Consider the following 21,778-nt stretch of genomic DNA (forward strand, 5'->3'; position numbering starts at 1 on the left):
CCCGGTGCGCGGCGCCCGGGCGGGCGACGTCGACTTCGTCGTCGTCCGCGAGAACGTGGAGGGGGAGTACAGCGAGGTCGGCGGCCGGCTCAACCGCGGCTTCCCGGACGAGATGGCCGTCCAGGAGGCCGTCTTCACCCGGGCCGGCGTGACCCGCGTGCTGGACTACGCCTTCGAGCTCGCCGCGCAGCGCGGCGGCCGGCTGACGTCTGCGACGAAGTCGAACGGCATCGTGCACACCATGCCGTTCTGGGACCAGCTCGTCGCCGACCGGGCCGCTGAGTTCCCGCAGGTGGCCTGGGACCAGGAGCACATCGACGCGCTGGCGGCCAAATTCGTCCTCGAACCGGCCCGCTTCGACGTCGTCGTCGCCTCCAACCTCTTCGGTGACATCCTCAGCGACCTGGCGGCCGCGGTCGCCGGGTCCATCGGCATCGCCCCGGCCGCCAACCTCAACCCCGAGCGGGAGTTCCCCTCGATGTTCGAGCCGGTGCACGGCTCCGCCCCCGACATCGCGGGCCAGGGCATTGCCAACCCGCTGGGCGCGATCTGGTCGGCGGCCATGATGCTCGGCCACCTCGGCCACCCTGCCGCCGCGAAGGACATCACGGACGCGATTGCCTCGGTCCTGGCCAAGACCGATGTCCGCACCCGCGACCTGGGCGGCGCCGCGACCACGGCCGAGTTCACCGACAAGCTCCTCGGACTCCTCTGACCGTCGGCTGCGCCGGCCGTACGACGGGCGGGCACCCAGGGAGCTCCCCGGTGTCGTCCTCCAGGTTGGTTCTCCGCGATCGCCATGCACACGCGGGCCACGCCCGGGGTGTAGACCATGGAGAGGTCGTCGGCAGGCGGAGCTTCGGTCCGGCCGGTCTCGCCGCCGGCATGGCGGCTGCCGGCGGGCCGGAGGCTGGTCACGATCGAACCGATGGTGGCGAGGTCGCCATTCGGCAAGGCGACTCATCCGGTGCCGCGGGTAACAGCATTTTGATGCGCACTTGACAAATCTGAAACCTGCCGACACTCTGCAAAATGTCGACTCCTGCTGCAATTTGTTGGCAGGTTCACGCAATTCCTCTGCAGAGCACCATGCCTGACAGTCCATCAGCACGTCAGGAGGAAGCTCCATGCCCCCACGCCTGCATGCCGTACTCCACGTCATACGCCCCTTCACCTGCGTGCTGGCCTTGCTGATCGGCGGTGCCACCGCCGCGGCGGTCCCGGCCTCGGCTGCCCCCGCCTCGCAGTCGGCCCCCGCGGCGATACCGCCGAGCGACTACCAGCAAGTCCAGCTCGCCACCGGCCCGGACGAACTGGGCGAGCCGATGTCCCTGACGGTGCTGCCCGACCGATCGGTGCTGCACACCGCCCGCGACGGCACGGTCCGTATCACCGACGCCGTCGGCAACACCAAGGTGGCGGGCAGGCTCGACGTCTACACCCACGACGAGGAGGGGCTCCAGGGCATCGCCGCCGACCCGGGCTTTACCACCAACCGATACGTGTGGGTGTACTACTCGCCCAAGCTCGCCACGCCGGCGGGTGACGCCCCGACCACCGGCACCGCCGCCGACTTCGAGCGCTGGAAGGGCCATCTCAACCTCTCCCGCTTCACCCTCAAGTCCGACGGCACCCTCGACCTGGGCAGCGAGAAGGTGGCCCTGGAGGTGGCCAACGACCGCGGGCAGTGCTGTCACGTCGGCGGCGACATCGACTTCGACAAGGACGGCAACCTCTACCTGACCACCGGGGACGACACCAACCCCTTCGAATCCAGCGGCTACGCCCCGCTCGACGAACGCACGGACAGAAACCCCCAGTTCGACGCCCAGCGGTCCTCCGGCAACACCAACGACCTGCGCGGCAAGCTGCTGCGGATCAAGCCCACCGCGGACGGCGGCTACACCATCCCGTCCGGCAACCTCTTCGCGCCCGGCACCGCGAACACCCGCCCGGAGATCTACGCGATGGGCTTCCGCAACCCGTTCCGGATGTCCGTCGACAAGCCCACCGGCACCGTCTACCTCGGCGACTACGGCCCGGACGCGGGCTCCACGGACAGCAACCGCGGCCCCAGCGGCCAGGTCGAGTTCGACCGGATCACCGGCCCGGGCAACTTCGGCTGGCCGTACTGCACGGGAACGAACACCACCACCGAGACCTACACCGAGTACACCTTCCCCAGCGGCCCGTCGGGCGCCAAGTACGACTGCGCCGGCGGACCGGCGAACAACTCGTTCCGCAACACCGGACTGGCCAGGCTGCCCGCCGCGAAGCCCAGCTGGATCCGCTATGGCGGCGACGCCGGCTCCCCGCCGGAGTTCGGCACCGGCTCGGAATCACCCATGGGCGGCGACGTCTACCGCTACGACCCCAACCTCGACTCCTCGGTCAAGTTCCCGCAGTCCCTCGACGGCCACTACTTCGCCACCGAGTACGGCCGCAAATGGATCAAGGCGATCACCGTGAACGGCGACGGATCCCCGGGCAGCATTGAGGACTTCCCCTGGACCGGCACCCAGATCATCGACAGCGACTTCGGCCCGGACGGGGCGCTCTACGTCCTCGACTACGGCACCGGCGGCGGCAACCAGGCCCTCTACCGCATCGAGTACGTGGGCGGCAGCAACCGCAACCCAGTGGCCGAGGCGGCGGCCGACAGGACCTCCGGGCAGGCTCCGCTGGCCGTGCAGTTCTCCTCCGCGGGCAGCTCCGACCCGGAGGGCGGCGCGCTCACCTACTCCTGGGACTTCGGCGACGGCTCGACGTCCACGGCCGCCAACCCCTCCCACACGTACACGGCCAACGGCACCTACCGTCCCACGCTCACCGTACGCGACCCGCAGGGACTCACCGGCACGGCCAGCCTCGTCGTGACCGTCGGCAACACCGCGCCGACCGTGACCCTGCGCACCCCCGGCGACGGGACGCTCTTCACCTTCGGCGACACCCTGCCGTTCACCATCGAGGCGAGCGACCCCGAGGACGGGCAGGTGGACTGCGCCAAGGTGAAACTCACCTATCTCCTCGGCCATGACAGCCACGAACACCAGATCACCAGCACCAACGGCTGCTCCGGATCGATCACCATTCCGTCCGACGGCGAACACGACGCGGCCGCGAACCTCTACGGCGTCCTCGACGCCACCTACACCGACGCCGGCGGACTGACCGGCCACAACAAGCACATCCTGCAGCCCCGGCACCGGCAGGCCGAGCACTTCACCACCCAGTCAGGCATCCAACTCGCCTCCCACGCCCCCGCCGAGGGCGGGCAGACCGTCGGGTTCACGGACGACGGCGACTGGATCGCCTTCAAGCCATACGCGCTCACCAAGGCGACCGGCATCACCGCCCGGGTGGCCTCCGGCGGTGCCGGCGGCACCCTCGAGGTACGCGCCGGGGCGCCGACCGGCACGCTGCTGGGCAAGGCCACCGTGTCCGTCACCGGAGGCTGGGAGACATACACCGACGTCACCGCCCAGCTCAGCGGCGCAGCGTCGGGCACCACCGAGCTCTATCTGGTGTTCCGCGGGCCGACCGGCCAGGGCAACCTGTTCGACCTGGACACCTTCACCCTCACCTCCGCCACCTCCATCAGCCAGACCGTCGAAGGCGAGGCGTACACCTCCGGCTCGGGCGTGCAGCCCGCCGCTCACACATCGGCCAGCGGCGGGCAGACCCTCGGCTATATCGACAACGGCGACTCGGCGGGCTACACCGGCGTCACCACCGAGGGGGCCAACAGCTTCAGCGCCAAGGTGTCGTCGGCCGGCCCCGGCGGCACCATCCAGATCCGCTCCGGCTCGGCGACCGGAGCCGTACTCGGCTCGGTCACCGTGCCGACGACCGGCGACTGGGAGACGTTCACGACGGTCGGGACCGGCCTGAGCGCCGGCTCCGGGCCGTTGTATCTGACGTTCAGCGGTGGCAGCGGATCCCTCTTCGACGTGGACACCTTCACCGTGAGCCGCTGACCACTGGAGACAGGAGCTCCGAGATGTTCAGATCCTTACGCCGCACCGCGGCCGCAGCCTTGCTGGCGCTCACTGCCGCTCTGCTGCCTTCGGGCGGAATCGCGCAGGCCGCGGGCGCCGACGCCGCGTACGACGTGCTCGTCTTCTCCCGCACCACCGGGTTCCGGCACGACTCCATCCCGGCCGGTATCGATGCGCTCCGGGCCCTCGGCTCGGCGAACGACTTCACGGTCACCGCCACCGAGGACCCCGCCGCGTTCACCCAAGCCAACCTGGCCGGCTACGAGGCGGTCGTCTTCCTCAGCACCACGGGCGACGTGCTCGACGACGCCCAGCAGAACGCGCTGCAGGCGCACATCGACGGCGGCCGCGGCTTCGTCGGCGTCCACGCGGCCGCCGACACCGAGTACGACTGGGGGTACTACGGCGACCTCGTCGGCGCCCGCTTCAAGAGCCACCCCGCCATTCAGCAGGCGAGCATCGTCAACGAGGACCGCGGCCACCCGGCGACCGCCCACCTCGGCGCGACCTGGACCCGCACCGACGAGTGGTACAACTACCAGACCAACCCCCGCTCCTCGGTGCACGTGCTGCAGAGCCTGGACGAGACCTCGTACAGCGGCGGGGAGATGGGCGACCACCCGATCACCTGGTGCCATGCGCAAGGCGCCGGCCGCTCCTTCTACACCGGTCTCGGCCACACGGCCGAGTCCTATGCTGACCCGGCCTTCCGGGCGCTGCTGCTGGGCGCGCTCCGGTACGCGTCCGGTGCGGCGTCGGCCGACTGCTCGTCGTCGAGCAGCACCACACGGACGGTGGAGGGCGAGGCATTCTCCTCCGGCTCGGGCGTGCAAATCGCGAGCCACGCTCCGGCGAGCGGCGGGCAGACCCTGGGCTATGTCGACAACGGCGACTGGGCGGGCTACTCCACGGTGCCGACTGCCGGGGCGGCGCGCTTCAGCGCCCGTGTCTCCTCGGCCGGCGCGGGCGGCACGATCGACATACGGGACGGCTCCGCCGCGGGACCGGTCCTGGGCTCGGTCACCGTCCCGGGCACGGGCGGCTGGGAGACGTTCACGACGGTGGCCACCGATGTGAAGGCCGGGGCGGGCCCGCTGTATCTGACGTTCCGGGGCGGATCGGGCGCGCTGTTCGACGTGGACACCTTGACGGTGACGTACCGCACCACCTCGAAGGCGCTCGCCTCCAACGTCCACCTCTTCTATTACCCCTGGTACGGCAGCCCCGCCGTGCTGGGCAGCTGGCGCCACTGGCCGCAGGGCGGCCACACCCCGCCGGAGGACATCGGGGCGAACTACTACCCCGCGCTGGGCCCCTACGACTCCGGCGACTTCACGTCCGCGGTGGCCCGCCACATGGAGTGGGTGAAACGCTCAGGGGCCGGCGTGATCGTCTACAGCTGGTGGGGGCGGGACTCGTACGAGGACGGGCTGGTGCGCGGGGTGCTCGATGCGGCGGCCGCGCAGGGTGTGAAGGTGGCGTGGCATCTGGAGCCGTACACCGGCCGTACGGCGGCCTCGACGGTCGCCGACATCAACTACCTCAACAACACCTACGGCTCCCATCCGGCCTTCTACCGGGACACGGCACATGGCAACAAGAACGCGTTTTACATTTTTGAAAGCCTGAGGATCACCGACTGGTCGCCCCTGGACCAGGTCACCGACGACAGCATCGTCCTGGCGCAGACCACGGACACCACCAAGATCGCCCACTTCTCCGGGATGTACACGTACGACGGCATCGCCGGCGCCACGGCACCGGGCTGGAAACAGGCCGGAGACTACGCGAAGGCACACGGCCTGATCTGGGCCCCGTCGGTGGCCCCTGGCTACGTGGACGACCGTGCCGTGCCCGGCAACACCACCCCGACGCTGGCCCGCGACAACGGGGCGGCGTACGACAAGCAGTGGAACAACGCCCTGGACCCGCAGATCGGCGGCTCGCCGACCTGGGTGTCGGTGACGTCCTTCAACGAATGGCACGAGGGCAGCGTGATCGAGCCCGCCGACAGCTCGCCACCGGCCGGCCACGGCTACGAAACGTACAACGGCGCCTACGGCCGCACCGGAGCGGACGCTGAAACGGCCTACCTGGACCGAACGGCCTACTGGACGGGGAGGTTCACCGGGGCGGGCGGCTGAGCCCACCGCAGCGCAACAACGCCGGGGGCGCGCGGCGGAGTGCTCCGCAACGCCCCCGGCGATGGGCGGTGGGTGAGGCGGAGGCGGGGGCGGCAGCGCAGATTGACATGTATATGCCAGGAACGCATGCGCAAGAATTTGCGTTACTTGCGTGTGCTTGCGCTGGATGGCAGCTGAGGTCTGGGCGCATCCGGTGAAAAGTGTGTCGTCTTGACCGTAGACGGCCTCACATAGTTCTGCAATATTCCGATGGAAACAATGCAAAAAGTCGAACATGGCACCCCGTATGGGTTCGTCCTCTCCATACGGAGAGCTCCCGCCTCCATATGGCGAGCTCCCGCCGCCTTGTCGTCCCGCGCCACCGCTCTGACCAGGAAAGAGTCGTCCTCGCCGCCCCTCCGGCGCGCGCGAACCTCCGCAGGGAGTGACCCCGCATGACTCGACACAAGCCGAGATCCTGGAGACGGCGCGCAGCAACTGCTGCGCTCGCCTCAGCTGTCATGGTCCTAGGCCTGCCCGCCGTCGGCGCGCAGGCGGCCGGCGGTCCCAACGCCGCCGCGGACGCCCCGGCCAAGTCCGGCAGCGCCGTCGGTGCCCACGCGGCCGCCAATGTCGCCGACGGCGACGCCGACACCTACTGGCAGGCCGGAAAGAAGTCCGCCCAGTGGGTGCAGACCGACCTCGGCCGGACCGAGCGCGTCCGCCAGGTCGTGCTGCGCCTGCCCGCCGACTGGCAGACCCGTAAGCAGACGCTGGCCCTCCAGGGCAGTGCCGACGGCAAGAGCTTTGCCACGCTCAAGTCGTCGGCGCAGTACGTCTTCAGCCCCGGCAACGGCAACACGGTCAAGATCTCCTTCCCCGCGACCCTCACCCGGTACGTGCGCGCCGACTTCAGCAAGAACTCGGTCGCCTCCACCGGCCAGCTCGGCGAGATGCAGGTCTTCACGGCCGCCGCATCGACCCCCAACCTCGCCCTGGGCAAGACCTTCACCGAGAGCGGGCACGCCGACGTCTACGGGGCGGCCAACGCCGGCGACGGCAACCGGGCCACCTACTGGGAGAGCAAGAACAACGCCTTCCCCCAGTGGCTCCAGGTCGACCTGGGATCGTCGGTCAAGGTGAACGAGGTGACCCTGCGGCTGCCCAGCGGATGGCCGAGCCGCAGTCAGACGCTCAAGATCCAGGGCTCGACGGACAACCAGAACTTCACCGACCTGACGGCCTCGAAGGCGTACACCTTCGACAGCGGCAACGACCAGTCGGCGACCATCGGCTTCGACACCACCACGACGCGCTACGTGCGCGTGCTGATCACCGCCAACTCCGGCTGGCCCGCCGGGCAGTTGTCCGAGCTCGAGGTATACGGACCGACCACCGGCGACACCCAGGCACCCACCGCGCCGACGAACCTGAGCTACACCGAGCCGGCCACCGGCCAGATCAAGCTGACCTGGAACGCGGCCACCGACGACACCGGCGTGACCGGCTACGACATCTACGCGGGCGGACAGCTGCGGGCGAGCGTCGCCGGGAACGTCCTGACGTACACGGACACCCAGCCGGCCGACAGCGACATCACGTACTACGTCCGGGCCAAGGACGCCGCGGGCAACGTCTCCGCCAACAGCAACAGCGTCACCCGCAAGGGAACGAGCGGCGACACCCAGGCCCCCACCGCGCCCGGCAACCTCGCCTACACACAGTCCGGCAACGACGTGAAGCTCACCTGGCAGGCGTCGACCGACAACGTCAAGGTCACCGGCTACGACGTCTACGCGGGCGGCGAGCTCGCCAAGTCCGTGGCGGGCGACGTCACGACGTACACCGACACCCCGTCGGCCGCGGCGACGGTCACCTACTACGTGAAGGCGAAGGACGCTGCCGGGAACGTGTCGGCGGCGAGCAACAGCGTCACCCGGCCCGGTTCCGGTTCCGGCTCCGACCTCGCCCAGGGCAAGCCCATCGAGGCATCCTCGTACACCTTCACCTACGTCGCCGCCAACGCCAACGACGGCCAGACCAGCACCTACTGGGAGAGCGCGGGCGGCGCCTACCCGGCCACCCTCACCACCAAGCTGGGCGCCAACGCCGACCTCAGCCAGGTCGTCGTCAAACTCAACCCGGACGCGGCCTGGTCCACGCGCACCCAGAACATCCAGGTGCTCGGCCGCGACCAGGATGCGACGGCCTTCACGAGCCTCGTGGCGGCGAAGGACTACACCTTCAACCCGTCCAGCGGCAACACCGTGACGATCCCGGTCACCGGCGCGGCCGCGGACATCCAGCTGAAGTTCACCGCCAACTCCGGCGCTCCGGGCGCGCAGGTCGCCGAGTTCCAGGTGATCGGCACCCCGGCCGCCAACCCGGACCTCAAGGTCACCGGCATCACGAACACGCCCGCCGCCCCGGTGGAGACCGACGCCGTCAGCCTCTCGGCGACCGTCACCAACAGCGGCACCAAGGCGTCGAAGGCCACCGACCTGAACTTCACGCTCGGCGGCACGAAGGCCGCCACGGCGGACGTCCCGGCCCTCGCGGCCGGCGAGTCGAAGACGGTCACCGCGAGCATCGGCACGCGGGACGCGGGCAGTTACGCGGTCGGCGCCGAGGTGGATCCGTCGAACAAGGTCATCGAGCAGAACGAGGCGAACAACGCCTTCACCCGCTCCGATGCCCTTGTCGTCAAGCCGGTCTCCAGCTCCGACCTGGTCGCCGCACCGGTCTCGTGGGCCCCGTCCAGCCCGTCGGCCGGTGAAGACGTCAAATTCACCGTCGCGATCAAGAACCAGGGCACGACGGCCTCGGCCTCGGGTGCCCACGACGTGACGCTGACGATCCAGGACTCCAAGGGCGCCACCGTCAAGACCCTGACCGGCTCCTACAACGGCGCCATCGCGGCCGGTCAGACGACCGCACCCGTCAGCCTCGGTTCGTGGACGGCCGCCAACGGCAAGTACACCGTCAAGACCGTCATCGCCGACGACGCCAACGAAGTGCCGGTCAAACGGGCCAACAACACCACCACGCAGCCCTTGTTCGTCGGCCGCGGCGCGAACATGCCGTACGACATATACGAGGCCGAGGACGGCACGGTCGGCGGCGGAGCCAAGGTCGTCGGCCCGAACCGGACCATCGGCGACTTCGCCGGCGAGGCCAGCGGCCGCAAGGCGGTCACCCTCGGCGCGACCGGCCAGTACGTCGAGTGGACCACCCGCGCGGCCACCAACACCCTGGTGACCCGCTTCTCCATCCCCGACGGCACCAACACGACGCTGAACGTCTACGTGGACGGCCAGTTCCTCAAGGCGATCGATCTGACCTCGAAGTACGCCTGGCTGTACGGCAACGAGACCGCCCCCGGCAACTCGCCCGGCTCCGGTGCGCCCCGCCACATCTACGACGAGGCGAACCTGCTGCTCGGCAAGACCGTCCCGGCCGGTTCCAAGATCAGGCTCCAGAAGGACGCGGCCAACACCTCCACCTACGCCATCGACTTCATCAACACCGAGCAGGCGACCGCGGCTTCGAACCCGGACCCGGCCGCCTATGCGGTCCCGGCCGGCTTCTCGCAGCAGGACGTGCAGAACGCGCTCGACAAGGTCCGCATGGACACGACGGGCAAGCTCGTCGGTGTCTACCTGCCCGCCGGAGACTACGAGACCTCCAGCAAGTTCCAGGTCTACGGCAAGGCGGTCAAGGTCGTCGGAGCCGGACCGTGGTTCACCCGTTTCCACGCGCCCTCCTCGCAGGAGAACACCGACATCGGCTTCCGGGCCGACGCCACCGCCAAGGGCTCGACGTTCGCCGGATTCGCCTACTTCGGCAACTACACGTCCCGCATCGACGGCCCGGGCAAGGTGTTCGACTTCGCAGGTGTCTCCGACATCACCATCGACAACATCTGGGTCGAGCACATGGTGTGCCTCTACTGGGGCGCCAACACCGACAACATGACCATTCAGAACTCCCGCATCCGGGACATGTTCGCCGACGGCATCAACATGACGAACGGCTCCACGGACAACCACGTCGTCAACAACGACGCCCGGGCCACGGGCGACGACAGCTTCGCCCTCTTCTCGGCGATCGACGCGGGCGGAGCCGACGAGAAGAACAACCTCTACGAGAATCTGACATCCACACTCACCTGGCGGGCCGCCGGAATCGCCGTCTACGGCGGCTACAACAACACCTTCCGCAACATCCGCGTCGCCGACACCCTGGTCTACTCCGGCATCACGATCTCCTCGCTGGACTTCGGCTACCCGATGAACGGCTTCGGGACCGAGCCCACGACGATCGAGAACGTCTCCCTGGAAAGGACGGGCGGCCACTTCTGGGGCTCGCAGGTCTTCCCGGCCATCTGGGCGTTCTCCGCCTCCAAGGTCTTCCAGGGCATCCGCGTCAACGACGTCGACATCGACGACTCCACCTACGGAGGCGTGATGTTCCAGACCAACTACGTCGGAGGTCAGCCGCAGTTCCCGGTGAAGGACACGATCTTCACCGATATCTCCATCACCAACTCCAAGAAGAGCGGAGACGCGTTCGACGCCAAGTCCGGGTTCGGCATCTGGGCCAACGAACTCCCGGAACCCGGTCAGGGCCCCGCCGTCGGTGAAGCCACCTTCCGCAACCTGCGGATGAGCGGCAACGCCCAGGACATCCGTAACACGACCAGCACGTTCAGGATCAACGTCGAGTAGACCGCGAACAGCACCGAACGGCACGGGGCCTCTCTCCAGGTGAGAGGCCCCGTGTCCAGCTGCGTCTCGTCAGGGTGTCTTCGGGTGCGGGATGTCCACCGGCCCGTCGTGCGCTGTGCCGACGGACTCGGTGTGTGAGAGTGCGGCGAGGAGCCGCAGTTTCTCGTCGCTGTCGCTGTCGCAACTGCTCTCAGCGGACCCCACCCCCGTGAAGGGCCAGGCCCTGGCCATTCTCCCCAGCCGCAAGGGCTGACCCAGTGCAGTCATGAGGTTTGCCTAAAGGTATTAGGTAAATGTACAGTGCATCTCGCTGGGTGGAAGGAAGGTTATGGTTCGAGTGGGGCTGACCCCGGAGCGTCTGACCCGGGCGGGAGCGGAACTGGCCGACGAGGTCGGTTTCGACCAGGTGACCGTCTCGGCGCTCGCCCGGCGGTTCGACGTCAAGGTCGCGAGTCTGTACTCGCACCTGAAGAACTCCGGGGACCTCAGGACGAGGATCGCCCTGTTCGCACTGGAAGAACTGGCCGACCGGGTCGCCGACGCCGTGGCCGGACGGGCGGGCAAGGATGCCCTGGCGGCCTTCGCGGAGGCATACCGCGACTACGCCCGGGAGCACCCCGGTCGCTATGCCGCCGCCCGGCTCAGGCTCGACCCCGAGACGGCAGCGGCCGGCGCCGGGGTGCGGCATGCCCAGATGACGCGGGCGATCCTGCGCGGCTACGACCTGACGGAGCCGGACCAGACGCATGCGGTCCGGATGCTGGGCAGCGTCTTCCACGGCTATGTCAGCCTCGAACTGGCCGGAGGCTTCGACCACAGCGCCCCCGACCCACAGGAATCCTGGGCCTGGATCGTGGATTCCCTCGACGCTCTGCTACGGCACCGGGCCACACCCTGACCAGCGGCGCACATGAACAACCGGGAATCCGGGATATTGATCAACAGGCTGAGGCAATGAACACTGAGCACGACTGGATCACCACACCTGTCACCGCGGACATCCTGCGCGGTTTCCTCGACGTGGAAACGACCCCGCATGGTCTGCTGCCGCATCGGCTGCCCGTACGGGCTCGTCGGCAGATTCCTGACAACCAACTGGCCGTGGCCGAGGCCCAGCCCTCCGGCGTACGGCTGGTCTTCCGCACCCGGGCCACCACGATCGAGCTGGACACGCTGCCCACGAAGCGGGTCTACCGAGGTTTCCCGGCCCCGGCGGACGGGGTGTACGACCTGCTGGTCGATGGCCGTCTCGCGGCGCAGGCCACGGTGGCCGGCGGTAACGTGCGCACGATCACCGACATGGTCACCCAGTCCTCCGAGCTGTCGGAGGGGCCTGCCGGCACCGCCCGGTTCACCGATCTGCCGGCGCGTGACAAGGAGGTCGAGATCTGGCTTCCGCATACGGAGATCACCGAGCTGATCGCCCTGCGCACCGATGCTCCGGTCGAGCCGGCGCCGGACAGCGGGCGCAGGGTGTGGCTGCACCACGGCAGTTCCATCAGCCACGGCTCGAACGCCACGCATCCGACCGCCATCTGGCCGGCCCTGGCCGCAGCCCGGGGCGGAGTGGAACTGGTCAACATGGGGTTCGGCGGCAGCGCGCTGCTGGACCCGTTCACCGCACGTGCGATGCGGGACACCGTTGCGGACCTGATCAGCGTCAAGGTCGGCATCAATGTCGTCAACTCCGACGTCATGCGCCTGCGTGCCTTCGCCCCCGCGGTCCACGGTTTCCTCGACACCATCCGCGAGGGGCATCCGACCACGCCGCTGCTGGTCGTGTCCCCCATCCTGTGCCCGGTCCAGGAGGACACCCCCGGCCCCCTCGCACCCGACTTCGACGGCGGCACCTTGCGGTTCAAGGCCACCGGCGACCCAGCCGAACGCGCTGCCGGGCGCCTGACACTCAACGTCATCCGTGCCGAACTTGCCCGGATCGTCGAACGGCGGGCGGCCGACGACCCCAACCTGCACCACCTCGACGGCCGCGACCTCTACGGCGAGACGGACTACGCCGAATTCCCGCTGCCCGACGAGGTCCACCCCGATCCCGCGGCACACCGCCGCATTGCCGAGAACTTCGGGCGGCTGGCGTTCGGTGACGGCGGCCCCTTTGCCACCAAGCCCGGCTGACCAGCGCCAAGGACCCGCTATGTTCGATTCACCTGATTTCGATGTGGCGCCGTACGGCGCTATCGACATGACAAAGTACGTACGGCGTAGCTACTGCAGCTGGGATGACGCCCAATGGCGATCGCTGCTCGTGCAGTGTTTTGTGCATGTACGCCAGGTCGAGGAGGGCTCGCCAGGCACGCGGAGGACAGCAGCCGCTGAGCGCGCGGCACGCGGCTGGTTCGAACCGGCGTGGACAGCGCGCTGAGGGGCGCGGACACGTCATGCAACGCCCCGTTCGGACTCCGCGCGCTCTGCCGAGGACCACGGGCCGCAGCAATGATGAGCAGACCGCACGTGATCCAGACGACTCCGCACACCTGCCCGTTGGCAGGTGGATATGCGGTGGAAGGAATCCACGTTGTTGCTACTCATCTCCCCGGACAGCGTCGAGGAGGCCCTCGACTGTGCGAAGGCGGCGGAGCACCTCGACATCGTCGATGTCAAGAAGCCTGACGAGGGCTCGCTGGGCGCGAACTTCCCGTGGGTCATCAGGGAGATCCGCGATGCGGTCCCGGCGGACAAGCCCGTGTCCGCCACCGTGGGAGACGTACCGTACAAGCCCGGCACGGTGGCCCAGGCGGCGCTCGGTGCAGTTGTCTCCGGGGCCACGTATATCAAGGTCGGCCTCTACGGATGCACGACGCCCGAACAGGCCATCGCTGTCATGCGAGGGGTCGTCCGGGCGGTGAAGGACTATCGGCCGGACGCGTTCGTCGTCGCCTCGGGCTACGCCGACGCCAGCCGGATCGGCTGCGTCAACCCGCTCGCGCTGCCCGACATCGCCCGCCGCTCCGGCTCCGATGCGGCCATGCTCGACACCGCGATCAAGGACGGGACACGGCTGTTCGACCACGTTCCGCCCGACGTCTGCGCGGAGTTCGTCCGGCTGGCCCACGAGGCCGATCTGCTCGCCGCCCTCGCGGGCAGCGTCAAGGTGGCAGACCTCGGCGCGCTGACCCGCATCGGCACGGACATCGTGGGGGTGCGCGGGGCGGTCTGCCAGGGGGGCGACCGTAACACCGGAAGGATTCAGCCGCAGCTGGTGGCCGCCTTCCGGGCGGAGATGGACCGGCATGCCCGGGAACACGCGGCTGCCGTCGCCCCCGCGAGCTGACCGCTGGCATGCTGACACATGTGCCCGGTCGCGCGCCCGGGACCCGCGGCGAGCGCTTCGCCGTTCTCGATCCGGCAGTGGGCGAGGCCTTCGACGAGGCTCCCGATCAGCACCCGGACGAGTTGGACGCCGTCGTCGACCGGGCCCACGAGGCCTGGCGCAGCTGGCGGGCCGATCCCGTCGCCCGCACCACCGCGTTGCTCACGGCAGCCGACGCCGTGGAGGCGGCCGGGGCCGACCTCGCTCTGCTGCTCACCCGTGAACAGGGCAAACCCCTGGCCGAGTCGTACGCGGAGATCGCCCGTACGGCGGCCCGCCTGCGCTACTTCGCCGAGCTGGACCCCGGGCCCCAGCCGATCACAGACGGTCGGCCGGTACGCAGCGAGATCCGCTGGCGACCGCTCGGGCCCGTCGCCGCGATCGTCCCGTGGAATTTTCCCCTCCAGCTCGCGTCGGCGAAGTTCGCGCCCGCGCTCGCCGCAGGCAACACGATGGTGCTCAAGCCCTCCCCGTTCACGCCCCTCGCCACACGGCTGCTGGGGTCCGTCATCTCCACCGCGCTCCCCGAGGACGTACTGACGATCGTCACCGGCCGCGAACCCCTCGGTGCCCGCCTCGCGTCCCATCCGGGGATCCGCCATGTGACCTTCACCGGTTCGATTCCCACCGGACGGGCCGTTGCGGAGGGGGCGGCGGCCTCGCTCGCCCGGGTCACCCTGGAGCTGGGCGGTAATGACGCCGCCATCCTGCTGGAGGACGTGGATGTGGAGCGGATCGCGGACCGGCTGTTCTGGGCGGCCTTCCGCAACTGCGGGCAGGTCTGCATGGCGGTCAAGCGCGTCTACGCCCCGGCCCGGCTCTACTCCCAGGTGGTCGAGGCCCTCGCCCAGCGCGCGAAGACCGCCGTCGTCGGAGCCGGGCTCGACCCGGAATCGCAGCTGGGGCCGGTCAACAACGCCCCCCAACTGGCCCGGGTCGAGCGCTACACGGCCCAGGCCCTGGCGGACGGTGCCCGAGCCGTGGCCGGTGGCCACCGGCTGGACCGACCGGGCTACTTCTTCGCCCCGACGATCCTGGCCGATGTCCCCTCCGACAGCCGGGTGGTGACGGAGGAGCAGTTCGGCCCGGTCCTGCCGGTGCTGCGGTACGGGAGCCTCGACGAAGCCGTCGAGGCGGCCAACGGCACCGGCTTCGGGCTGGGCGGCTCGGTATGGGGGACCGACCTCGACCGGGCCGAGGCGGTGGCCGACCGGCTGGAGTGCGGGACGGCGTGGATCAACCACCACGCCGAACTGTCCCTCGCCCAGCCCTTCGCGGGCATCAAGGAGAGCGGTGTCGGCGTCGCGGGCGGGCCGTGGGGGCTCTACGGCAACCTCAGGCCGTTCGTCGTGCACCGTCCGGAGGAGGCGTGACGATGAGGTTCGGTGCGGCGGTGCTGCGCTCGTACCAGAGCCGATTCGCCGTCGAGGAGGTGATCCTGAACGCGGGCCCGGCCGACGGCGAGGTCCTGGTCCGGATCGCGGGCTGTGGGATGTGCCGGACCGATCTCGCGGTCCGGCGTTCGGCGGGCCACTCACCGCTGCCGGCGGTGCTCGGCCACGAGGGGGCCGGGGTCGTGGTGGAGACGGGCGGCCCGGACACCGGCCTGAGCGTCGGCGACCATATCGTGCTGAGCTTCGACTCCTGCGGACGCTGCCGGAACTGCATGGGCGCGGCCCCCGCCTACTGTGACTCCTTCGCCTCGCTCAACCTCTTCGGAGGGCGCAAGGAGAAATCGGCGCGGTTCACCGACGCGGCCGGGGACGAATTGGCTCCCCGGTGGTTCGGCCAGTCCTCATTCGCCGAGTACGCGATGGTCCCGGCCCGCAACGCCGTCCGGGTCGATCCCTCGCTGCCCATCGAACTGCTCGGACCGCTCGGCTGCGGATTCCTCACCGGCGCCGGAGCGGTCTTCAACTCCTTCGGCGTCCGCCCCGGCGACACCATCGTGGTCTTCGGCGCGGGAGCGGTGGGCCTGGCCGCGGTGATGGCGGCCACCGCCGCCGGGGCAGTGGCCGTGGCCGTCGACCGGCACCCCGAACGGCTGGCCCTCGCCGAGCGGTTCCGCGCGATCCCGCTGCACGCCGCATCGGCCGACCTGCCCGATCGCATCCAGCGACTGACCGACGGCGGCGCGCAGTACGCGCTGGACACCACGGGCTCCGCCCAGCTGATCAACGACGCGCTCCGGGCCCTGCGCCCGACCGGCCATCTCGGCCTGGTGGCACGGCTGCACACCACGCTGCCGCTCGAACCGGGGGCACTGGACCGGGGCCGCAGGATCTCCCACATCTGCGAGGGGGACGCGGTGCCGGGACTGCTGATTCCGCGGCTGACCGGACTGTGGCAGACCGGGCGGTTTCCTTTCGACCAGCTGATCCGTACGTACCCGCTCGCCGACATCAACGAGGCCGAACGCGACTGCGACGCGGGCCGCGTGGTCAAACCCGTCCTGGTCCCGGAGGGGAGTGGGCGATGAGCGAGGCGTTTCAACACCGCTGCCATCTACTCGCGCCAAGGGAGGACACATGGCCGGCACAGCGCATCGGAACACCGGTGTAGAAGGTGTGGAAGGGGGTGTCGGTCTGACCGCTCTCATGGTCGCCGCGGCACGGGCGATCGAGACCCACCGCCACGACAGCCTGGCACGGGACGTCTACGCAGAGCACTTCGTGCTCGCCGCACCGGCGTCCGCAGGCTGGCCGGTCCGCATGCACCAGGTTCCGGACGGGGACGCGAACCCGCTGTGGGGGCGATTCGCGCGTTACTTCGGTCTGCGGACGAGGGTCCTCGACGACTTTCTCCTCCAGTCGGTGCACTCGGGGGGCGCCCGCCAAGTGGTCCTGCTCGGAGCGGGGTTGGATTCGCGGGCGTTCCGTCTCGATTGGCCGTGCGGCTGCGTGATCTTCGAGGTCGACAGGGAAGGCGTGCTGGCGTTCAAGCACAAGGTGCTCGGCGGTCTGTCGGCCACCCCGAAGGCAGCGCGCGTACCGATCCCGATCGATCTGCGCGCCGACTGGGTCGCAGCGCTGACCGACGCCGGCTTCGACGCGGCCGCACCGAGCGTCTGGCTGGCCGAGGGGTTGCTGTTCTACCTGCCAGGCGCCGCCGAGACGTACCTCATCGACACGGTGGACCGGTTGAGCACGGGGGGAAGCGCCCTGGCGTTCGAGGTCAAGCTCGACAAGGACTTGCTGGAATTCAGCGACAGCCCGCTCTACACCTCGACGAAACACCAGATCGGCATCGACCTGCTCAACCTGTTCGACGGAGAGCCGCGGCCCGACTCCGCAGGTGATCTGGCGGGCAAGGGCTGGTCCACATCGGTCCACACGCCCTTCGACTTCACCCGCCGGCACGGACGAGGCCCGCTGCCCGAGCAGCGCGACGCACTGGCGGGCAACCGGTGGGTGTTCGCGAACAAGCCCCGGCCGTAACGCTGAATGTGTTCCATTCCGATACCGTCGATATGATGTGGCCCACTCTCTGGGCGCTTCGGGTCAGGCATGCGCGATCATGATCGGAATGGACGCTTGTTTCCTTGGCATCGCTGAGCTGGTCGAAGCCCCGTCCGTGGCGGTCGTAGTCGACGTCATGCGTGCTTTCACGGTGGCTGCCTGGGCCTTTGCCCAGGGGGCGGAGAAGATCGTTCTTGCTGAGTCGCTGGACGAAGCCCTGGCGCTCAAGGCTCGCCACCCGGATTGGGTGGCGCTCAAAGACGGTCCGCCCGCGCCGGGGTTCGACATGGTCAACTCGCCGGGCCTGCTGCGCTCTGTTGACCTTGGCGGACGGACCGTTGTGCAGAAGACCACGGCAGGGACCGTCGGCGCCCTCGCCGTCAAGGAGGCGTCGCTGGTGCTGTGCGCCGGCTTCGTGGTGGCGGAGGCAACGGCTCGGCTCTTGCGGACGCGCAAGGGCGACAGGGTCACGTTCGTGGTCACTGGCGACGATGGGCAGGCCGATGAAGATCTGGCGTGTGCTCAATACATCGCCCGGAGGGCCACGGGGGCTGGGACGGATGCTGCTGAGTTCGTCCGCCGCGCTGCCGAGTCGCGCGCCGCTGCCGAGTTGGCGGAGGGGGTGCGTCAAGGAGCCCATTCTGATGACGTCGCACTCTGTCTTGAGGTCGACCGGTTCCCCTTTGCCATGGTGGCGACCTTGGAAGGTTCGCTCATGGTCCTCCGCCCGCGCGCCATGCAGTCGCTGACCGACGATGCCCCGATCTGATCGTGCGGTGCGGGATCCGTCTGCCGAAAGCCCTCGCCCGCCCAATGATCGGCTAATCTCATCGCCTTGGCAGTGCTCCATCGGTTCCTGGTGAGGTTATGGCCGACTCAGCCCCGCACGATCTGCCGCTGTCCTTCGGACAGGAGCAGCTCTGGTTCCTCGACAGACTGCGGCCGGGCAACTCGGTCCACAGCGTCGCTGCCGCCCTGCGCATCCGGGGGGACCTGGATATCGAGGCGCTGCGTCGGGCCTTCGGCGAGATCGTGCGGCGCCACGACACGCTCCGGGCCTGTTTCCCCGACAGGGCCGGCGTGCCGGTGTGGGTACCGGCCGATAGCGCGGATCTTCCGCTGTCGTTCACCGATCTCGGCGGGCTCCCGGAGGACCGGCGGGAACCCGAGGCGGAGCGGCTGTTGAGCGAGGAGGCCGACGCTCCCTTCGATCTTGCGTCGGGGCCGCTGATCCGGTTGGGGCTGGTGCGCCTGTCCGGCGAGGACCACGCGCTGGCCGTCACCGCGCACCAGATCGTCCTTGACAGCGCATCCATGGAGGTGCTGCTCCGCGAGCTCGGGCAGGTCTACGCGGCGTTCCGGGACGGCCGGCCCCCCGTACTGCCCACGCCCCTCCCGCGGTACGCCGACTACGCGCGCGAGCAGCGCGGCCGGTCGTACACCGCCTCGCTGGAATACTGGCGGAAGCAGCTCGATGACGTGCCCACGATGCTGCGGCTGCCGTGCGACAGACGCCGGCCGGCCGTGCGCAGCGGACGCGGCGCGGTCCAAAGCTTCGAACTCGGCTCGGAGTTGACGACCCGGCTGACCGGCTTCAGCGATAGCCGGGGAACCACCGTGGCAACCACGGTCCTCGCGGCGTTCAAGACCCTGCTTGCTCACTACTGCGACCAGCGGGACATTACGGTGGGCACGATCCTGCCCAACCGGCCGCAGGGCGAACCGGACAGCGCGGTCGGGCAGTTCGCGAACACGGTGGTGCTCCGCAGCGACCTCTCCGGCGAGCCCGGTTTCGGTGAGGTCCTCCGCCGGGTGGACGCGGCGGCGCGGGAGGCGGCGGTGCACGGCGACGTGCCTTTCGAAGAGCTGATCAGAGTCCTTCAGCCGGAACGTGATCCGAGTTCCACCCCACTGTTCCAGGTGCTGTTCCGCGCGTCGGAAGGGTGCGAGGAAGCACCGGAGTTCGCCGGGCTCGCGGTGGAGCGCATCGATCTGCCCCGCACCTCCGCCAGGTTCGATCTCACCCTGGGGGTAAGGCATCTGGGGGAGCGGCTGATCTGCGAGCTGGAATACAGCACCGACCTGTTCGAGCCCGCCACGATCCGGCGCATGGCCGGACACCTGCGGCAGCTGCTCGAGGACGCCCTGGCCCATCCCGACCGGCCCGTCAGCGCACTGCGCCTGCTCCTCCCAGCGGAACGCGAGCAGATCCTGACCGGCTGGAACGACACCGGCTCGCAGGGCGGTGTGCCCCGGTGCCTGCACACCCTCTTCGAGGAGCAGGTCCGCCGCACGCCGGAAGCCCTCGCGGTGGTGTGGCGGGATCAGCGCCTCACCTACCGTCAACTGGACGAGCGCGCCAACCAGATGGCGCACGCCCTGCGCTCCCGAGGGGTCGGGGCCGAAACCGGCGTCGGCATCTGCCTGGAGCGCTCGGCCGCGACTCTGGTCGCCCTTCTCGCAGTGTTCAAGGCGGGGGGTACCTTCATCCCGCTGGATCCGGACTACCCGGCGGAGCGCCTGGCGTTCATGCTGTCGGACTCCCACGCCTCGCTGCTGATCTCCGACGCCACCACGGCAGCGGCCCTGACCGGAGCCGACGCGGTACCCGCCCTCCTGATCGACAGGGACGACCCGGAGATACGGTCGCAGCCGACAGTCCCGCCGGTGACCGGCGTGCTCCCGTCGAATCTCGCAGGCATGCTCTACACCTCGGGCTCGACCGGAACCCCCAAATGCGCGATGCTCACGCACGCGAACTTCGCCAACTACTTCCACTCGTTCGAGGAGCGCTACGGCCTGAGCCGGAGCCTGAGGGCTCATCTGCAGATGGCGAGCTTCTCCTTCGACATGTTCATGGGCGACACCATGCGCGCGCTGTTCACCGGTGCCACGCTGGTGGTGTGCCCGCGCGAGGTCTCGCTGTCGCCACCGGAGCTGCTCGACCTGATGCTCCAGGAAGGCATCAACAGCGCGGAGTTCGTGCCGCCGCTGCTGCGGGTGTTCCTGGACCATGTCGAGGCGAGCGGGCAGTCGCTGGAGTTCCTGGACTTCCTCATGGCGGGTGGTGATGTCTGGTACGTACGCGACTTCGAGCGCGCGCGGCGTCTGTGCCACCCGGGGACCGTGATGGCCGGGACCTACGGTCTCACCGAGTCCGCCATCGACAACACCCACTTCTCCGAGGGGCACGCCGGCGACGACCCCGAAGGCGCGCTCCCGGTCGGCCGCCCGCTGCCGGGCAGCCGGATCTACATCCTCAACAGCGCGCTGCAGCCGGTCCCGCCCGGAGTCGCGGGTGAGCTCTATGTCGGGGGTGACGGTGTCGGGCGCGGCTACTTCGGCCGGACGGCCCTGACCGCGACCCGTTTCGTTCCGGACCCGTTCAGCGGGGTCCCCGGGGCACGGCTTTACCGCAGCGGTGACCTGACCCGGTACCGCCCCGACGGCACGATCGAGATCGTCGGCCGGTCCGACCACCAGGTGAAGGTCCGTGGCTTCCGGGTCGAGCTGGGGGAGGTCGAGGAAGCCCTGCGCGGCCACCCGGATGTCGAGGACGCCCTGGTCATCCTGCATGACAAGGTCCCTGGGGACCGGCATCTGGTGGCCTATGCGTCGGTCGCCGCCGGACGGTGGCCGACTTCGGCCGAAACACGGCCTGCTTGGGAGCGAGAGACCCGGGCCCGGCTGCGCGATCATCTGCGTGGGCGGCTGCCGGGCTTCATGATCCCTTCAGCGATCGTTCTGCTGGAGAGCATGCCGCTCAACTCCAACGGAAAGCTCAACCGCCGAGGACTGCCGAGCCCCGAAAAGGAGCTGTCCGCCCAGGCCGGCGGCGGCGCGGAGCCGCGCACCCCGGCCGAGGAGATCATCGGGGGCATCTGGAGCGCTGTCATCGGGCTCGGTGGCATCGGCGTGCACGACAACTTCTTCTCCATCGGCGGGCATTCACTCCTGGCCACCCAGGTGCTCGCCCGGATCCGCACCGATCTGGGCGCCGAGCTCCCGGTTCGCGCGATCTACGAGAGCCCGACGATCGCGGGACTCGCCGAACGGGCCGAGGCGTCGCTGCGGTCCGGCACACCGACGACGCCGCCGATCACATCGCTGCCCCGCGTCGCCGGACAGCGGCTTCCGCTGTCGT

Annotated in this window: 13 protein-coding genes; 12 read left to right on the top strand and 1 reads right to left on the bottom strand. The window is 69.3% G+C overall.

The window, feature by feature from the left end; translation table 11 throughout:
- The 4 genes from CCN51_RS32510 to CCN51_RS32525 form a co-directional block, all read left to right on the top strand.
- On the top strand, nucleotides 1–715 hold a 715-nt coding region (locus CCN51_RS32510; RefSeq protein ID WP_086860417.1), incomplete at its 5' end, for an isocitrate/isopropylmalate dehydrogenase family protein.
- 412 nt (nucleotides 716–1,127) lie between these two features.
- Nucleotides 1,128–3,977, top strand: coding sequence for a carbohydrate-binding protein (locus tag CCN51_RS32515; RefSeq protein ID WP_014173236.1), 2,850 nt, complete (start codon nucleotides 1,128–1,130; stop codon nucleotides 3,975–3,977).
- A 23-nt stretch (nucleotides 3,978–4,000) separates the two neighbouring features.
- Complete coding sequence (locus CCN51_RS32520; protein WP_014173235.1) at nucleotides 4,001–6,142, top strand: glycoside hydrolase family 99 protein; 2,142 nt, start codon at nucleotides 4,001–4,003, stop codon at nucleotides 6,140–6,142.
- A 434-nt stretch (nucleotides 6,143–6,576) separates the two neighbouring features.
- Complete coding sequence (locus CCN51_RS32525) at nucleotides 6,577–10,848, top strand: discoidin domain-containing protein (RefSeq protein WP_043486046.1); 4,272 nt, start codon at nucleotides 6,577–6,579, stop codon at nucleotides 10,846–10,848.
- Nucleotides 10,849–10,917: 69 nt separating this feature from the next.
- Here the strand turns inward: CCN51_RS32525 and CCN51_RS58110 are convergent, their stop codons facing one another.
- On the bottom strand, nucleotides 10,918–11,115 hold the full coding sequence (locus CCN51_RS58110; protein WP_014173233.1) for a hypothetical protein: 198 nt from the start codon (nucleotides 11,113–11,115) through the stop codon (nucleotides 10,918–10,920).
- 61 nt (nucleotides 11,116–11,176) lie between these two features.
- Between CCN51_RS58110 and CCN51_RS32530 the strand changes: the two genes are divergently transcribed.
- From CCN51_RS32530 to CCN51_RS32565, 8 genes are all read left to right on the top strand, one after another.
- Nucleotides 11,177–11,746, top strand: coding sequence for a TetR/AcrR family transcriptional regulator (locus tag CCN51_RS32530; protein ID WP_043486044.1), 570 nt, complete (start codon nucleotides 11,177–11,179; stop codon nucleotides 11,744–11,746).
- A 56-nt stretch (nucleotides 11,747–11,802) separates the two neighbouring features.
- Complete coding sequence (locus CCN51_RS32535; protein ID WP_014173231.1) at nucleotides 11,803–12,981, top strand: GDSL-type esterase/lipase family protein; 1,179 nt, start codon at nucleotides 11,803–11,805, stop codon at nucleotides 12,979–12,981.
- 379 nt (nucleotides 12,982–13,360) lie between these two features.
- Nucleotides 13,361–14,137: a (5-formylfuran-3-yl)methyl phosphate synthase gene (locus CCN51_RS32540; protein WP_043486040.1), complete on the top strand. Its 777-nt coding sequence runs from the start codon at nucleotides 13,361–13,363 to the stop codon at nucleotides 14,135–14,137.
- An 8-nt stretch (nucleotides 14,138–14,145) separates the two neighbouring features.
- A complete protein-coding gene (locus tag CCN51_RS32545; protein ID WP_014173229.1) occupies nucleotides 14,146–15,549 on the top strand; it encodes an aldehyde dehydrogenase family protein in 1,404 nt (467 codons plus the stop codon).
- A 2-nt stretch (nucleotides 15,550–15,551) separates the two neighbouring features.
- Nucleotides 15,552–16,655: an NAD(P)-dependent alcohol dehydrogenase gene (locus CCN51_RS32550; protein WP_014173228.1), complete on the top strand. Its 1,104-nt coding sequence runs from the start codon at nucleotides 15,552–15,554 to the stop codon at nucleotides 16,653–16,655.
- A gap of 49 nt (nucleotides 16,656–16,704) precedes the next feature.
- Complete coding sequence (locus tag CCN51_RS32555; protein ID WP_014173227.1) at nucleotides 16,705–17,613, top strand: class I SAM-dependent methyltransferase; 909 nt, start codon at nucleotides 16,705–16,707, stop codon at nucleotides 17,611–17,613.
- Between the two features lie 88 nt (nucleotides 17,614–17,701).
- Nucleotides 17,702–18,403, top strand: coding sequence for a 2-phosphosulfolactate phosphatase (locus CCN51_RS32560; RefSeq protein WP_043486037.1), 702 nt, complete (start codon nucleotides 17,702–17,704; stop codon nucleotides 18,401–18,403).
- 98 nt (nucleotides 18,404–18,501) lie between these two features.
- Nucleotides 18,502–21,778, top strand: a 3,277-nt coding sequence (locus CCN51_RS32565) for a non-ribosomal peptide synthetase (protein ID WP_086860419.1), incomplete at its 3' end; no start/stop codon positions are given.

It is taken from the genome of Streptomyces milbemycinicus (genome assembly GCF_002154605.1).
Lineage (GTDB): Bacteria > Actinomycetota > Actinomycetes > Streptomycetales > Streptomycetaceae > Streptomyces > Streptomyces milbemycinicus.

Excerpts from the sequence above, each read along its gene's own strand:
- CCN51_RS32515 (WP_014173236.1), top strand. The coding sequence starts at position 1,128 with ATGCCCCCACGCCTGCATGCCGTACTCCACGTCATACGCCCCTTCACC.
- CCN51_RS32520 (WP_014173235.1), top strand. The coding sequence starts at position 4,001 with ATGTTCAGATCCTTACGCCGCACCGCGGCCGCAGCCTTGCTGGCGCTC.
- CCN51_RS32525 (WP_043486046.1), top strand. The coding sequence starts at position 6,577 with ATGACTCGACACAAGCCGAGATCCTGGAGACGGCGCGCAGCAACTGCT.
- CCN51_RS58110 (WP_014173233.1), bottom strand. The coding sequence starts at position 11,115 with ATGACTGCACTGGGTCAGCCCTTGCGGCTGGGGAGAATGGCCAGGGCC.
- CCN51_RS32530 (WP_043486044.1), top strand. The coding sequence starts at position 11,177 with ATGGTTCGAGTGGGGCTGACCCCGGAGCGTCTGACCCGGGCGGGAGCG.
- CCN51_RS32535 (WP_014173231.1), top strand. The coding sequence starts at position 11,803 with ATGAACACTGAGCACGACTGGATCACCACACCTGTCACCGCGGACATC.
- CCN51_RS32540 (WP_043486040.1), top strand. The coding sequence starts at position 13,361 with ATGCGGTGGAAGGAATCCACGTTGTTGCTACTCATCTCCCCGGACAGC.
- CCN51_RS32545 (WP_014173229.1), top strand. The coding sequence starts at position 14,146 with ATGCTGACACATGTGCCCGGTCGCGCGCCCGGGACCCGCGGCGAGCGC.
- CCN51_RS32550 (WP_014173228.1), top strand. The coding sequence starts at position 15,552 with ATGAGGTTCGGTGCGGCGGTGCTGCGCTCGTACCAGAGCCGATTCGCC.
- CCN51_RS32555 (WP_014173227.1), top strand. The coding sequence starts at position 16,705 with ATGGCCGGCACAGCGCATCGGAACACCGGTGTAGAAGGTGTGGAAGGG.
- CCN51_RS32560 (WP_043486037.1), top strand. The coding sequence starts at position 17,702 with ATGGACGCTTGTTTCCTTGGCATCGCTGAGCTGGTCGAAGCCCCGTCC.